Source organism: Mycobacterium sp. IS-836 (assembly GCF_001954275.1).
GTDB lineage: Bacteria > Actinomycetota > Actinomycetes > Mycobacteriales > Mycobacteriaceae > Mycobacterium.
The window spans coordinates 159,181-174,162 of record NZ_MBEU01000021.1; the positions used below are offsets into that span (position 1 = coordinate 159,181).

11 protein-coding genes and 1 pseudogene are annotated in these 14,982 nt (G+C 68.0%); 8 read left to right on the forward strand and 4 right to left on the reverse strand.

All coding sequences use genetic code 11. The features are described from left to right. Positions 1 to 30: 30 nt before the first annotated feature. The 5 genes and pseudogenes from A5747_RS08880 to A5747_RS08900 all read left to right on the forward strand — a co-directional run bounded on the left by A5747_RS08880 (position 31) and on the right by A5747_RS08900 (position 8,877). Complete coding sequence (locus A5747_RS08880) at positions 31 to 1,392, forward strand: hypothetical protein (RefSeq protein ID WP_076123413.1); 1,362 nt, start codon at positions 31 to 33, stop codon at positions 1,390 to 1,392. 38 nt (positions 1,393 to 1,430) lie between these two features. After that, positions 1,431 to 2,786 (forward strand): hypothetical protein, encoded by a 1,356-nt coding sequence (locus A5747_RS08885; protein ID WP_076123415.1) that lies wholly within the window; start codon positions 1,431 to 1,433, stop codon positions 2,784 to 2,786. A 20-nt stretch (positions 2,787 to 2,806) separates the two neighbouring features. After that, positions 2,807 to 4,171, forward strand: coding sequence for a hypothetical protein (locus A5747_RS08890; RefSeq protein WP_076123417.1), 1,365 nt, complete (start codon positions 2,807 to 2,809; stop codon positions 4,169 to 4,171). Positions 4,172 to 4,199: 28 nt separating this feature from the next. Continuing rightward, positions 4,200 to 5,576, forward strand: a pseudogene (locus A5747_RS25430) (hypothetical protein). Between the two features lie 127 nt (positions 5,577 to 5,703). Beyond that, a complete protein-coding gene (locus A5747_RS08900; RefSeq protein ID WP_083700257.1) occupies positions 5,704 to 8,877 on the forward strand; it encodes an RND family transporter in 3,174 nt (1,057 codons plus the stop codon). On the opposite strand, the gene A5747_RS08905 is transcribed toward A5747_RS08900, so the two are convergent. The 4 genes from A5747_RS08905 to A5747_RS08920 form a co-directional block, all read right to left on the reverse strand. Further along, on the reverse strand, positions 8,792 to 9,484 hold the full coding sequence (locus A5747_RS08905; protein WP_076123419.1) for a response regulator: 693 nt from the start codon (positions 9,482 to 9,484) through the stop codon (positions 8,792 to 8,794). The two genes, A5747_RS08900 and A5747_RS08905, sit on opposite strands and share 86 nt — an antisense overlap. Beyond that, positions 9,466 to 11,151 carry an ATP-binding protein gene (locus A5747_RS08910; RefSeq protein ID WP_083667614.1) on the reverse strand — a complete coding sequence of 562 codons (1,686 nt, stop codon included), beginning with the start codon at positions 11,149 to 11,151 and terminating at the stop codon, positions 9,466 to 9,468. Before A5747_RS08910 ends, A5747_RS08905 begins: the two co-directional genes overlap by 19 nt. 63 nt (positions 11,152 to 11,214) lie before the next feature. Beyond that, a complete protein-coding gene (locus tag A5747_RS08915) occupies positions 11,215 to 12,036 on the reverse strand; it encodes an alpha/beta fold hydrolase (RefSeq protein ID WP_076123421.1) in 822 nt (273 codons plus the stop codon). Positions 12,037 to 12,068: 32 nt separating this feature from the next. Further along, positions 12,069 to 13,067 carry a cation diffusion facilitator family transporter gene (locus A5747_RS08920; RefSeq protein WP_076123423.1) on the reverse strand — a complete coding sequence of 333 codons (999 nt, stop codon included), beginning with the start codon at positions 13,065 to 13,067 and terminating at the stop codon, positions 12,069 to 12,071. Between the two features lie 61 nt (positions 13,068 to 13,128). Here A5747_RS08920 and A5747_RS08925 point away from each other — a divergent pair, with 61 nt between their 5' ends. The 3 genes from A5747_RS08925 to A5747_RS08935 are packed head-to-tail and all read left to right on the forward strand — an operon-like array spanning position 13,129 to position 14,937. Beyond that, positions 13,129 to 14,028: an NAD(P)-dependent oxidoreductase gene (locus tag A5747_RS08925; RefSeq protein ID WP_076057919.1), complete on the forward strand. Its 900-nt coding sequence runs from the start codon at positions 13,129 to 13,131 to the stop codon at positions 14,026 to 14,028. A 46-nt stretch (positions 14,029 to 14,074) separates the two neighbouring features. Continuing rightward, positions 14,075 to 14,521, forward strand: a complete 447-nt coding sequence (locus A5747_RS08930) for a helix-turn-helix transcriptional regulator (protein ID WP_076123425.1) — start codon at positions 14,075 to 14,077, stop codon at positions 14,519 to 14,521. A 5-nt stretch (positions 14,522 to 14,526) separates the two neighbouring features. Continuing rightward, positions 14,527 to 14,937, forward strand: coding sequence for a VOC family protein (locus A5747_RS08935; RefSeq protein ID WP_076123427.1), 411 nt, complete (start codon positions 14,527 to 14,529; stop codon positions 14,935 to 14,937). The last annotated feature ends 45 nt before the right edge of the window (positions 14,938 to 14,982 follow it).

The following is a 14,982-nucleotide window of genomic DNA, read 5'->3' on the forward strand; positions in this document are numbered from 1 at the left end:
ATTCGGTGGATGCCGAAAAGGACATGCCAAATGGACAACGTAATCGACCTGGTCGACCAGACTTTCTTTCGTCTCGATGGGGCCGCCGGCGTGGGGCAGGCCGTCTGGGTGTACGACAGGCCGGTCGACATCGACGGTCTGCGCCAGTTTCATCGGCATCTTGAGCAGGGACGGCTATCGCGTCGCATCGAGCGCTCACCATTGCCGTTCGGTCGCGACCGGTGGGTCTCGGCCAACGACCGACACGAGCTCGAGATCGCCGCACCGCGCCGGCGTGCGGAGTTCGACGCCTGGCTGGGCGAGCAGGTCAACACCCCGTTGGACGCCGAGCGCGGGCCCGGCTGGCACCTGGCGGTGCTCCCGTTCACCGACGGCGGCGCGGGCGTGAGCCTGGTCCTGTCACATTGTGTGACCGACGGCATCGGGGGGTGCCTGGCGATCGTGGAGGCGGCTTGCGGCTACGACGGCGGGGTCGACTGGCCCGCCGCTGGGTCGCGCAAGCGGTGTCGGGCCCTGCGCGAGGACGCCCGCCAAACGATGCGTGACCTGCCCGCGATCGGCCGCGCCGTCGCCGCGGCGGCACGGCTGGCCCGGCGCGACCGCAGAGGCGCGGAATCCGCGGCCCCGGTACCCCCGCGGGCCGCCGGGTCCGACGAACGCATCGCGGTGCCGACCGCGACAATCTTCCTCGACGCCGACGAGTGGGACGCCCGCGCGTGGGCGCTCGGCGGGACCAGCAACACCCTGTTCGCCGCGCTGGCGGCCCGCCTCGCGCAGCGGATCGGGCGAGTCGCCGAGGACGGCTCGGTCACCCTGGCGATACCGGTCAACAAGCGCACCGCCGACGACACCCGCGCCAACGCCGTCGCGATGGTCAACATCACGGTGGACCCGGCACTGGTGACAACCGATCAGCGCGAGATCCGGACCGCGATCAGGCACGCGCTGATCCGATCGGATCAGGAGGACGACGAGCGCCAGACGCTGCTGCCCCTGGTTCCCCTGCTGCCCAAGCGGCTCATCAAGCGGATGGTCGGCGTGGCCACCGGCGGCGTGAGCAACGTCGTCGTCACCTCGAACCTTGGCGCGGCGCCCCCGGAAGTCAACCGGCCCGACGGCACCGACGCCGACTACGTCGCCGTCCGGTCTCTGTACCCGGGCGTGACCAAGTCGCTGATGCACCAGCTCGGTGGGATGCTGTCGTTGCACTCCGGCCGACTCCACCAACAGCTCGTCGTCTCTGTCGCCGCATATCAGCCGGGCGTCGTGGACTCCAATGACGTTTTGAAACAACACGTTACGAGCGTTGTGGATGAATTCGCGCTCAGCGCGACGATCGGCTGGCCACGCAAATACTCCCGCCGCCCAAGCCTTTTCGGCGAAATCGCCTGACCGGACTCCGGATGAAACGACGGAAGGACCCTATCGAAATGAACAACGTACTCGACCTCTACGACCAGACCGTATTTCTCGGCGAGCGAGCGACCGCGACCACCAACCTGCTGCAGTGCATCTGGGTGTACAACCGCGGGATCGACATCGAAGGCCTGCGCCGCTTCCATCGCAACCTGCTGCGCGGGCGGTTGTCCCGCCGCATCGAAACCTCACCCCTTCCGTTCGGTCGGCACCGCTGGGTGTCGTCGAGCCGGCAGTCCGACCTCGAGATCGTCGAAATGCCGTGGCCGCGCGAGGAATTCGACGCCTGGCTGGCAGAGCAGGCCAACACCCCACTGGACGCCGAGCACGGGCCCGGCTGGCACCTCGCGGTGCTTCCGTTCACCGATGGCGGCGCCGGGGTGAGCTTCGTGGTCACCCACTGCCTCACTGACGGTGTCGGACTGTGCGAGGCGTTGGCGGACGCGGCCACCGGCCGGCGCGACCCGGTCAGCTGGCCGGCCGCGGGGTCGCGCCGACGCTGGCAGGCGTTGTGGCAGGACGCCCGCCAGACCGCGAGCGACATCCCCGCGATGGGCCGGGCCGCCGTCGCCGCGGCCCGCTTTGCGCGACGTGACCGCGGTGGCAGCGCCGCGTCGCCGGCGACGCCGGCACTGCCCGAGGGGGTGGACGAACCGGCGACGCTATGGTCGCACACCGTCTTCGTCGATGCCGACGAATGGGACGCCCACGCACATGCCCTCGGTGGTACCAGCAACACCCTGCTCGCCGGATTGGCGACCCGGCTTGCCCAGCGGGTGGGACGGCTGGCCGCGGACGGCTCCGTCGCCCTGACGCTGCCGGTCAATGAGCGCACGGCGGGCGACACCCGCGCCAACGCCATCACGAACGTCGACTTCACCGTCGATCCTGCGCCCCCGTCGACGGACCTGCGCGGGATCCGCGCCGCGGTCAAGCGCGCGCTGGTCCGCTCTAACTCCGAGCCCAACGAGCGGTTCACCCTGCTGCCCCTGGCGCCGCTGCTGCCGCACTGGCTGGTCCGGCGATTGGTCAGCGTCTCCGCGGGCAGCGCCACCAGCGTCGTTTCGTCCAACCTCGGTGTCGTCAACCCGGACGCCAACCGGCCGGACGGCAGGCAGGCCGACCAATTCGCCGTGAGGTCCCTCGGCCCGGGCGTGACCAAGGCGGTCATGCACCGGCTGGGCGGACTGCTGGTGTTGCTGTCGGGGCGGGCGCAGGGCCGGGTGTTCGTCTCCGTCCTCGCCTATGAGCCCGGCCAGCCGAACTCCGACGACGAGCTGCGGCGCAACCTGTCGGGCGCGCTCGGTGACTTTTCGCTCACCGCCACCACCGGCTGGTCGACTTCCCGACTTCACAAGCTGACAGTCTGAGCGAAAGGTTCTGCAGGACAATGAGTAACGTATTAGATTTCGTCGACCAGACATTCTTCCTCGGCGAGCGGGCGACCGGCGTCACGTCGGTCCTGCAGTGCGTCTGGGTGTACGACCGCGGGGTCGACTTCGACGGCCTGCGCAAGTTCAACCAGTGCCTGCAACGGGGCCGGTTGTCGCGGCGCATCGAACGTTCACCCCTGCCGTTCGGCCGCCATCGCTGGGTTTCGCCTCCGAGTCAGTCCGACGTCGAGGTCGCCGGAACACCGCGGCCGCGTGAGCAATTCGATGCCTGGCTCGTCGAACAAGCCAACGCGCCCATCGACGCCGAGCACGGACCCGGATGGCGCCTAGCGGCCCTGCCGTTCACCGACGGCGGCGCCGGGATCAGCCTGGTCATCACCCACTGCCTGACCGACGGCGTCGGGCTCTGCGAGGCGCTGGCGGACGCGGCGGCCGACCGCGAGAACCCGGTCAGGTGGTCGTCCGCCGGGTCACGCCGGCGGTGGCGGGCCTGGTGGCAAGACGCCCGGCAAACGGCGCGCGACCTGCCCGCGGTCGGCCGCGCCGGCGTCGCCACCGTCCGATTCGCTCGGCGCAACCGCGGCGGTGCCGCGGCTCGCCATGCCGGACAACGCGCTTCGAAGGCTAGAGCCGACGAGCGCATCGCGCTGCCGATGGCGACCATCTTCGTCGACGCCTGCGAGTGGGACGCGCGTGCGGCCGCCCTCGGCGGAACCAGCAACACGCTGCTCGCCGCGTTCGCGGCGCGGCTTGCCCAGCGGATGGGCCGCGTCGCGAGCGACGGCTCGGTCACGGTGGGCATGCCGGTCAACGAGCGCACCGCCGGCGACACCCGCGCCAACGCCGTCACGAGCGCTGACTTCGCGGTCGATCCCACATCCGCGGCGACCGATCTGCGTGAGATCCGAGCCGTGACAAAGCAAGCGCTGATCCGCCATCGGGAGGTGCCCGACGAGAGGACGGCGCTGCTGCCGCTGACCCCCTTCGTGCCCCGGTGGCTGGTCCGGCAGATGATCGGGATGGCCGCCGCCAGCGGCGCCGGGGTCGTTTCCTCCAACCTCGGCGGGATCGACCCCGCCGCCAACCGGCCGGACGGCACCGACGCGAACCATTTCGCCATCAAGGGCTACAACGTGGGGACGACCACGTCGATCATGGACCGCACCGGGGGCATCCTGGCGTTGCTGTCGGGAACAGCGCGGGGACGGGTCTTCGTCTCGGTCCTGGCATATCAGCCGAATCGCATGAACTCGAACGAGATTCTGCGGCAGGACATTTCGAGCGTTCTGGCCGACTTCTCGCTCTCTGCGACGTCCGATTGGACAGCCACGCCGCCCGACATGTACGGCCTGCCCGCGTAGCGACTACACCCGGAGAGGACCCAGGAAGATGAGCAACGTACTGGATTTGATGGACCAGACCGCGTTCGCCGGCGAGCGAGCGACCGGGACCACCAACCTGCTGCAGTGCATCTGGGTGTACAACCGCGCGCCCGACATCGACGGCTTGCGCAGGTTTCACCGCAATCTGCAGCGGGGACGGTTGTCGCGCCGCATCGAACGCTCCACCCTGCCGTTCGGCCGGCACCGCTGGGTCTCACCGCGCGGCCAGTCCGAGCTGGAGATCGTGCCGGCGCCGCGCCCACGGGACGAATTCGACGCCTGGCTGGAGGAGCAGGCCGACACGCGTCTCGATGCCGAGCGCGGGCCCGGCTGGCACCTTGCGGTGCTCCCGTTCACCGACGGCGGAGCGGGCGTGAGTTTCGTTATCTCACATACCCTTATCGACGGCGTCGGGCTGTGCGAGGCGTTGGCGGACGCGGCCGCCGGTTACCGCGACCCGATCAACTGGCCCGCCGCCGGGTCGCGGCAGCGCTGGCGGGCGCTGCGGGAAGATGCCCGCCAGACCGCGCGGGACGTCCCGGCGATGGCGCGCGCCGTCGTTGCCGCGACCCGGCGGCGGGCCAGTTGATCGGGTCGCGGTAACCGGCGGCCGCGTCCGCCAACGCCTCGCACAGCCCGACGCCGTCGATAAGGGTATGTGAGATAACGAAACTCACGCCCGCTCCGCCGTCGGTGAACGGGAGCACCGCAAGGTGCCAGCCGGGCCCGCGCTCTCGGCGGAACCAGCAACGCCTTGCTAGGGGGACTAGCGGCGCGCCTCGCCCAGCGAGCGGGGCGAGTCGCCCGAAACGGCATGGTCACGTTGGCGATACCCGTCAACGAGCGCGTCGACGGCGACACTCGCGCCAACGCCATCACAAGCACCGACATCACGGTCGACCCTGCGGCGGCCGCGACGGACCTCACCGAGATCCGTTCCTCGATCAGGCGAGCGCTGATCCGCCACCGGGAGGCGCCCGACGAGCGGCTGGCACTGCTGCCCCTGGCTCCGCTGTTGCCGCGGTGGCTGATCAGGCGGATGGTCATCGTTGCTCTCGGCGGCGCGACGACCAGCGGATCGTCCAACCTGGGTGTGGTGAACGCCGCCGCCAACCGGCCCGACGGGTCGGCCGCGGACCACTTCGCCATGAAGTCGCTGTGCCCGGGTGCCACCACGGCGACGGTACAGCCAACCGGGGGCCTGCTCGGGTTGCTCTCGGGACGGGTGCACGGACAGGTCTTCGTCTCGATCTGCGCGTATCAGCCCGGGCGGCCGAACTCGAATGACCAGTTGCGCGAGCAACTTTCGAGCGTCCTGAACGAACTGTCCCTGTCGGCCACCATCGGCTGGCCGTGCCCCGAGCCGGTTGCCGACACACCCTGAGCACAACGCGCAAAACCGGGGAATCGCGGCTAATGGCGACTATCGCCGACAAGCGAGACCCCGCGCTGACGCCGCCATAAGTTCGATCTATCGAAGACGGTTCGACACACCATAGAGGGGTTTCAGAATGTTCAAGCCTGCCGCCGTACCCAGCGCCGCCGGCGCTTCGGCCCCCGCGACGGGCGTGTTCGGGGGACTAGGGGGCCTCGTCGTGCGCGTGCCCTGGCTCATCATCGCCGCCTGGGCCGCGGTGGTTGCCGTGTTGGCGGTGGCGTTCCCTCCCCTGACCAAGGTCGTGGAAAGCAAGCCCCTACAGCCGTTTCCGCCCCAGGCGATGGCGGCCGCCGACCAGATGGCCAAGGATTTCGGTGAGTCCGCACAGAACATCCTGGTCGTGGTGCTGACCGACAACCGGGGTCTGCAGCCCGCCGACGAGCAGACCTACGCCAAGCTGGCGGCCACATTGCGCGGCGACGCCCGCGACGTGAGCGGCGTACACGACGTCGTGACCACCCCCGCGCTGCGTCCATTGATGGTCAGCGCGGACAACCAGGCGTTCTACATGGCGGTGAGCCTGCGGGCGCCGGCCGGGACTCCGGAGTCCACGCGGGCATACCAGCGGATCATGGAGATCGCCAAGCGTTCTACCGCGGGGTCGACGCTGACCGCGGAGCTGACCGGCCAGGGCGCCATGGCCGGCGACCTGACCATCGTCAGCACCCGGGACATGCACATGATCGAAATGGTCACCGCGTTGCTGGTGCTGGCCATCCTGCTGGTGATCTACCGGCGGCCGGTCATGGTGGCGGTGGTGCTGATAGTCCTCGGTATTTCGGTCACGTCGGCGCAGGGAGCGGTGTCGGCGCTAGTGCAGGCCGGGCTCGGGGTGTCCTCGCTGACGATCGCGTTGATGACGGCCATGATCTTCGGCGCTGGCACCGACTATGCCGTGTTCCTGATCAGCCGTTACCACGAGTACATCCGGTCGGGGATGAACTCCGATGTGGCCGTTCAGAAGGCGCTGAGTTCGATCGGTGAGGTCATCGCGGCGTCAGCGGCCACCGTCGCCGTCACGTTCCTGGGCATGGTGTTCACCCGACTGCCCGCGTTCACGAGTATTGGTCCGGCGCTTGCCGTTTCGGTCGGGATGGCGTTTGTCGCCGCCGTCACGCTGTTGCCCGCCATGCTCGTGCTCGCCGGCCGGCGCGGTTGGGTGAAGCCACGACCGCCGCTCACTGGCCGCATGTGGCAGCGCTCAGCCGTTCAGCTGGTGCGCCGGCCGAAGGCGCACCTGCTGGTCAGCGTGTCGGTACTCATCGTGCTGGCAAGCTGCGCGGCGTTCCTGCGGCCGAGCTTCAACGACCGCCTGCAGTTGCCGCAGTCGGCGCCCAGCAACGTGGGCTACTCGACGATGGCAGCTCACTTTTCGACGAGCACCCTGCTGCCGGAGTACATCTACGTCCGGTCGCCGCACGACCTGCGGACGTCGCGGGCCCTGGCCGATCTGGACCAGATGGCGCAACGCGTTTCGCAGCTGCCCGACATCGCGGCGGTGCGCGGCATCACGCGGCCTACCGGGCAGCCGCTGGATCAGGCGAAGCTCAGCAACGAGGCCGGCACGGTCGGCTCCAAGCTCCAGGACGCGTCGACCCAGATCAGCGACCGGACCAGCGACCTCGACGCGCTCACCAACGGCGCCGACCAACTAGCGGCCAGCCTTGCCCAAGTCCGCGACCAGGTCCGCGCCGCCAGCGGGCCGATGACCCAGCTCGCCGCGACGGTGGGCCAGGCGCAGCAGCAGCTCGGCGCGGCGGCCACCGTGCTCGACACCGTACGTCAGCTGGCTAGCGGGTCCGTTGCGACGCTCGCAAACAGCGTTGCCGCGGCCGCGGCCCCGATGCTCGGTGGTTCGATCCCGCGCCCCTCGGTTGACGCCGTCCAGGCGGCGGTGCAGAACCTGACCGGACTCTTGGCCACGACATCGAACAGCCTGCGGGCGGCGGGCGGCAGCACCGCCGGCATGTCGCAGAAGATCGGGGCCATGCAGGCGGCCGCCGACCAACTAGCCGACGGGAGCCGGCGGCTGGCCGTTGGCGTGCGTACCCTCGTCGAGCAGACCAAGAAGATGGGCTTGGGCATGAGCCAGGCGGCCGACTTCCTGCTGTCGATGAAGCGCGACGCCACGACGCCTTCCATGGCCGGCCTGTACATCCCGCCGCAGGTGATCACCTCGGACGACTTCAAAAACGCGGCCAAGATGTTCATCTCACCCGACGGCCACGCGGTGCGCTACATGGTCGAAACGAAGTTTGACCCCTTCAGCACCGCCGCGATGAACCAGGTCGAGTCGATCCTGGACACCGCGCGCGGTGCGCAACCGAACACCACGCTGTCGGACGCGACAATCTCGATGGTCGGCATGACGCCGATGTACACCACGCTGCGCAGCTACTACAACAACGACTTCCGGTTGATCGTCATGATGACGCTGCTCGTCGTGTTCGTCATCCTGGTGATCTTGCTGCGGGCGCTCGTGGCTCCGCTGTATCTGATTGCCTCCGTAGTGATCTCGTACCTGTCGGCGGTGGGGCTGGGTGTCGTCTTCTTCCAGTTCGTGCTCCACCAGGCGATCAGCTGGAACGTGCAGGCGACCGCGTTCATCGTGCTGGTGGCCGTCGGCGCCGACTACAACCTGTTGTTGATCACACGCATTCGCGAAGAGTCACGCTTCGGCATCCGATCCGGCATCATCCGCGCCGTCCGTTCGACGGGTGGTGTCATCACGTCTGCCGGCATCATCTTCGCCGCCTCGATGTTCGGCATGCTGACCGGCAGCCTGTCGACCATGGTGCAAACGGGGTTCATCATCGGCATGGGCTTGTTGATCGACACCTTCGTGGTCCGCACGGTCACGGTGCCGGCCCTGGCCGCTCTGGTAGGGAACGCCAACTGGTGGCCCGGCAGGCCGGCCAAGGTCGCCAAGCCGGCGAAGGCCGTCCCCGCTGCTACCGGGCGGGCCCCCGCGACGCTCACCTGCATCCACGGCGACGTGTCGCATGCCTTGGTGGCCACCAATATTCGCCGCTCGGCGGCCCGGCGCCGGCGGGCGCTGGCCCGGCAGGACGCACGGGCTCGTCGCGCGTCGATAGCGGGCACCGGGCCACTCGCCCGGCGAGCCTGCGCCGGGGGCATCGAGCCTGCGCGCGAATCGCCGCTCAGCGCAGGGGACGCGCCGACTTGGCGTTGGCCGCGAATTCCTGCTCCGGGCGGCCCGTCGTGCCGTAGCGCAACCCGACGGTGACGTCACCGTCACCGGCCAGCGCCGCCAGATACCGCTGGGCGGTCGCCCGCGAAATCCCGATGGCCGCGGAAACCTCCGCCGCCGACTTGGGCCTTTCTGATGCGCGCAACGCTTGCAGCACAAGCTGTTTGGTGGATGAAGCCGCGATGGTGGCCTGCGCAGGGGGAGCGATCCTGGGGCGCAGGGCGTCCAGCGCCGCGTCCACATCGTTCGCGGTGAGGTTTTGGGCGGCCAGGATCTTGCGGTAGCGCGCGTAGCCCGCCAGGCGCGCGGCCAACTCGGTCGTTGCGAACGGCTTGACGAGGTAGTTCACCGCGCCCGCCGACATCGCGGCGCGGATCGTGGCCGCCTCGGTTGCCGCCGTCAAAACGATGCTGTCGCACTGCAATTCGCGGATGAAGTCGATGCCGGACCCATCGGGCAGGTAGACGTCGACCAGCGCGAGGTCGACGGCGGGCGCCTCCCGCACGGCCTCGCGAGCGGCCGAGAGCGTGTTCACTGTCGCGGCGACGGTGAAGCCCGGCAGCGTGTTGACCACCTCGGCGTGCAGGTTGGCGACGCGGAAGTCGTCATCGACCACCAGGACGGTCAGCTCTGCGTCACCCATTGCGCCTCCTCAACCATCACGCCCGGGAGCCGGGCCATGAACTCCGCGCCGCGCAGCGGCACCTCCGGATTGCCCGCACTGGCCAACCACAGGTCGCCACCGAGGGCGCGGCTGATCTGCCGCGACAACGCAAGGCCGATACCGCGGCCGCCCGGTATACCGGAATCCGGCTTCGTGGTCCGGCCCTCGGTGAACAGATCCTCGACGAAGTCTGGCGCCACGCCGTCGCCGCTGTCGGCCACCGTGATGTGCAGCGTCGAACCATCTTGCAGCAGCTCGACTTCCACCTCGTTGGTCTCGTTGTCGCTCAACCGAACCGCGTCGATCGCGTTGTCCAGCAGATTTCCCACGACGGTGGTGACGTCGACTGGCAGCACGAGCCGGCCGGGCACCCAGGTGTTCTCGCCGATCGTCAGCGTCACGCCCGCCTCGCGGGCGGCTGCGGCCTTGGCGGCCAAGAATGCCTGCAGGTAGGCATCGCGGATGGAGTCGATACCGGGTAGCGCGGACCCAAGCGGTCCCGATCCGAGCAGTTCTTCCAGGTATTGCAGTCCCTCGTCGACGTGCCCGCCATGCAACAAGCCGTTCAGTAAGTGCAGACGGTTGGCGAACTCGTGGCGTTGTGCGCGTAACACCGTGCTCATGAGCTGCACGGCGTCGAGTTGCCGGGTCAGCGATTCGACGTCGGTTCGGTCCCGCACCACCAGAACCGTTCCCAGCTCGCGTCCTTCGCGCCATACCGGCCGAGCCGAGACCACGACGATGCGTTCGCCGACGGTGGCCAACGTGGGTGCCGAATCGGCGGAATTCAACACGTCGAGCACTCGCGGGGTCAGGCCGATCTGGTCAATGGGTCGGCCCGTTTCGTTGCCGATCTCGAGCAGCCGGCACGCCTCGTCGTTGATGAACGTGGTTTGTCGGGATGTGTCCACCGCTAGCACACCCTCGCCGATGCCCTGCAGCACCGCCGCCTGACTGCGTACCAGTTCGGTGATCTCGGCCGGCCGCAAACCCAGCGTCAGCCCTCGCCACCGCCGGGCAAGGGCCAACGAAGCGCCGGCGCCGATCAGCAGGAGAACGCCTCCCATCGCGCCCAGCACCTGCAGATTTTTCGAAAATTGATCGTCGAAGGCCTTCGTGGAGATGCCGACGATGACCACACCCAACACCCGATTGGAACCCGGCTCGAACACTGGGACTTTCGCAACGATTGCGCGTCCGAAAACGGTGTCGTCATGCGACGTTATCTCCTGCCCGGCCAACGGTGCCGCGATGTCGGCGAGGACATGATGGGCCAACCTGTCGCGCTGCGGAGACGCGACCCTGATGCCGGCTGCGTTGGCCACCACGACGAACAAAACGTGGGTGCGCTGTTCAACCCGTGAAGCAACACCTTGGATCGGACCCGCTGCCAGTTCGCCGATCAATTCCGGGCTGGGGGTCAACGGTGCTGCGTCGTAGCGCGCGATGTTCGTGACCACCGTTGGCGATGAGGCGACGACGCGGGCGATATCGGTGGCATGGACATGGTATTGGCTGTCCAGGCGCTGGCGGTTGAATAGGGCAAAGAGCACGAACGCGATGATTAACGCCAGCGTCACCACGACGAGCTGCAACACCAATACCTGGGTGGCGAGTCGCAAGTCGATGCGACCCTTGGCGGCCATGAGGGGACCGTACCACCGAGCTGAGCAGAATGCGCAAAAGTCGCGCGCGTCGCGGCAGCTCGATTACAGATGCGCCAAAAGCCGCTCGGCGAACACCTCGGGATGCTCCCGGTGCATGAAGTGCCCGCCTGGTACCTCCTCGACGACGTACTCGTTGTCGAACATCTGGGCCGCGGATCGATAGTCGGAGGGCTCGAGGACTGGATCGTCGAGCCCCGCAAAGACAACCGTTGGCACCGTGATTCGCGCCCGCAGCGACGCGCTGGGGATGGGGGACAGCTTGCGGTAATAGCCGAGCGCCGCATTCAAGCTCGCCCGGTTGGAAAAGCACGCGCGCACGGCGTCGAACTCTTCGGGATCGGGATTCCAGGCGGGGGACCAACGCCGATAGATGGCGGGAAGGGCCGCAAAGTCATTGCGCGCGAAGCGGTTCGACGCTCCCGGCAGCTTGTACGCCACGAAATGACGAGCGCCCCAAAGCTTCTTCGGTGACGGCTTGAGCGTCGCCGGATGGGGAATGGCCATGACGATTAGCTTCGTCACCCGCTCTGGGCCCAGCGCCGCCGCGCCGTATGCGGCCGAGGCGCCCCAGTCGTGCCCGATGACGACCGCGTCGCGCGCGCCGAGCGCCTCGATCAGCGCAAGCGGATCACGCGCCAGGGTCTCTTGGTCGGTGTCGCGATCCGGGATCGCGCTGGGGTGATAGCCACGCAGGAACGGGCTGACCGCGCGGTATCCGCCGGCGGCGATGCGCGGGCGAAGATCGTCCCACGTGTGCGCAGTGTCCGGAAACCCGTGCAGCATCAGCACGAGAGGCCCGGAACCCTCCTCGAGATAGGCGAATTTCAGCCCATTCGCCTCGACGAAACGGATCGTTGTGGCCATGGCCTCCGGACACTACGCCGTTTAGTGGCCGGTTAGTGCTCGGCGGGATAGGCGTGGATCAACGCGCTGGTGAGTTTCGGGACGGCATGCGTCAGTTCGTGTTCAGCGTCGTGGGCGATGCGGTGCGCCTGCGCCAGATCGAGAGTGGGATCGACGTCCAATTCGGCATCGGCGTGCAGGCGGTGCCCGATCCAGCGCATCCGCACACTGCGCACAGCGCGCACCCCGGGACGGGCCGCCAACGCGCGTTCGGCGGCGTCGACCATCTCGGGGTCCACACCGTCAAGTAAGCGACGGAACACGTCGCGCGCGGCCGTCCGCAGAACGGCCAGGATTGCCGCGGTGATGACCAGGCCCGTGATCGGGTCCGCCAGCGGGAACCCAAGCGCGACACCGCCGGCCGAGCACAGCACCGCCAGGGAAGTCAGGCCGTCGGTGCGTGCATGCAAGCCGTCAGCGACCAAGGCGGCGGAGCCCAGCCGCCGTCCGACCCTCATCCGGTAGAGGGCCACCGATTCGTTTCCGACGAACCCGATCAGCCCGGCCAGCGCAACCCATCCGATGTGCCCGATCGGTTCGGGATGGGTCAGCCGCACGATGGCTTGGTATCCGGCGACGATCGCCGACAGCGTTATCGTCGCGACCACGAACAAACCGGCCAGATCCTCCGCGCGACCGAACCCGTAGGTGTAGCGGCGCGTGGCGGCCTTGGTACCCAACGCGAACGCCATCCACAACGGCACCGCGGTCAGGGCGTCGGAGAAGTTGTGGATGGTATCGGCCGCCAGCGCAACGGATCCGGACATCATGACGACGGCGAGCTGGGCAGTCGCGGTCAGCCCGAGTACCACCAGGCTGATCTTGACGGCTCGGATCCCCGCGACACTGGATTCCAGGGCGTCGTCGATGCTGTCGGCGGCACCGTGGGAGTGCGGGGCGAAGATCTCCCTGATCGCCCCGCGCAGACCTTGCGGATGGTCATGGTCATGGTCATGGGGGTTGGCATGGGCAATACAGCTATCTGCATGCATACGCAAATAGTAGGCATTGACTCTGGCGTCTCGCCACCCGATGGTCGCCTACCATCAGCGCATGCGCGGCGAGAAAATACTCATCACCGGTCCCACCGGGCAGGTGGCCAGTCCCATTGCCCAGGCCCTGGCGGTCGACAACGAGGTCTGGGGCATCGCGCGGTTCACCAATGCCGCGGCTCGTGAAGCACTCGAGAAATCCGGCGTGCGGTGCGAGACCGTCAACCTGGCGGCTGGAGACTTCGCCGCGATCCCGTCCGACTTCGATTACGTCCTCAATTTGGCCGTCGCCAAAAGCGGCGACTGGGACAAGGATCTGGGTGCCAACGCGGAGTCCGTCGGCCTGCTGATGGCCCACTGCCGCAACGCGAAAGGATTTCTGCACTGCTCGTCGGCGGCCGTCTACGACCCGCCCGACGACGAACCGCGGACCGAGCGCGCCGCCCTGGGCGACAACCACAAACCGTTGTTCCCGACCTATTCCATTTCCAAGATCGCCGGCGAGGTCGTCGCGCGGACGATGGCGCGCGCGCTGGGCATTCCCACCACCATCGCCCGGCTCAACGTCCCATACGGCGACAACGGCGGGTGGCCGTTCTACCACATGGAGATGATTCTGGCCGGAATCCCGATCCCCGTCCCGCCCGGCGGTCCCGCCCGCTACAACCCGATCCACGAGGACGACATCATCGCGACCATTCCGAAGCTGCTCGAAGCGGCGTCGGTTCCGGCGACCACCGTCAACTGGTGTGGCGATCAAGCCGTCAGCCTCCAGGAGTGGTGTGGGTACCTCGGCTCGCTCGTTGGCAAGGAGCCGGTTTTCGACGAGAGCGCCCAGGCGCTGCGCGGCAATCCCACCGACGTGACGCAGATGCACGAATTGATCGGGGGCACAACGGTGGACTGGCGCGACGGGCTTCGCCGGATGGCGACCAAGTTCCACCCGGAGCTCGTGGCGTAGACACTCGCCGAGCGCCGACGCGGCCGGACGTGGCAGCATCGCCCAGGTGACCGACAGCTCGGCCGAGCAGCGCCTGCGCGACCTCGCGCGGCTGCGTCGCGTCCGCGACCGCATCGACCGTGACTACGCGCAGCCCCTCAACGTCGAGGCGCTCGCAAGAGGGGTACACATGTCCGCCGGGCACCTCAGCCGCGAGTTCCGGCGCGCCTACGGGGAGTCGCCGTACTCGTATCTGATGACGCGGCGCATCGAACGCGCCATGGCGTTGCTGCGCCGCGGCGACCTCAGCGTCACCGAGGTGTGTTACGCGGTCGGCTGCTCCTCGCTCGGGACCTTCAGCACCCGGTTCACTGAGCTTGTCGGCATGCCGCCCAGCGCTTATCGGGAACACACGACGGGCGGGACGGCCAGCCTGCCGCCATGCGTGGAAAAACAGGTGACCAGACCGATCAGGAATCGAGAAGCGCCCGCCGCAGACGCCCACCTAGCCTGACGGTCATGGACGTCACCATTCATTCGAGCTTCCTTCCGCACGACGACCCCGAAGCATCGCTCGCCTTCTATCGCGACACCCTCGGCTTCGAGGTCCGCCTCGATGTCGGAAAGGGAAAGATGCGCTGGATCACCGTTGGCCCTCCCGCCCAGCCCGCCACATCGATCGTGCTGAACCCGCCGGGCGCCAACCCCGGCATTACCGACGACGAGCGCCGCACCATTGCCGAAATGATGGCGAAGGGCACCTACGCAATGCTCCTGCTGGCCACCAAAAACCTCGACAGCACCTTCGAGCAGCTACAGGCCGGCGACGCCGAGATTATCCAGGAGCCGACGGAGCAGCCGTACGGGGTTCGCGACTGCGCGGTGCGCGATCCCGCGGGCAACATGATCCGCATACAGGAATTGCGCTGAAACGGCAACCGCCCAAAACGGAAGAGTTCCGAACCTGCTTGAGGT

Coding starts and splice junctions, on each gene's coding strand:
- A5747_RS08880 (WP_076123413.1), top strand. CDS start 31: ATGGACAACGTAATCGACCTGGTCGACCAGACTTTCTTTCGTCTCGAT.
- A5747_RS08885 (WP_076123415.1), top strand. CDS start 1,431: ATGAACAACGTACTCGACCTCTACGACCAGACCGTATTTCTCGGCGAG.
- A5747_RS08890 (WP_076123417.1), top strand. CDS start 2,807: ATGAGTAACGTATTAGATTTCGTCGACCAGACATTCTTCCTCGGCGAG.
- A5747_RS08900 (WP_083700257.1), top strand. CDS start 5,704: ATGTTCAAGCCTGCCGCCGTACCCAGCGCCGCCGGCGCTTCGGCCCCC.
- A5747_RS08905 (WP_076123419.1), bottom strand. CDS start 9,484: ATGGGTGACGCAGAGCTGACCGTCCTGGTGGTCGATGACGACTTCCGC.
- A5747_RS08910 (WP_083667614.1), bottom strand. CDS start 11,151: ATGGCCGCCAAGGGTCGCATCGACTTGCGACTCGCCACCCAGGTATTG.
- A5747_RS08915 (WP_076123421.1), bottom strand. CDS start 12,036: ATGGCCACAACGATCCGTTTCGTCGAGGCGAATGGGCTGAAATTCGCC.
- A5747_RS08920 (WP_076123423.1), bottom strand. CDS start 13,067: ATGCATGCAGATAGCTGTATTGCCCATGCCAACCCCCATGACCATGAC.
- A5747_RS08925 (WP_076057919.1), top strand. CDS start 13,129: ATGCGCGGCGAGAAAATACTCATCACCGGTCCCACCGGGCAGGTGGCC.
- A5747_RS08935 (WP_076123427.1), top strand. CDS start 14,527: ATGGACGTCACCATTCATTCGAGCTTCCTTCCGCACGACGACCCCGAA.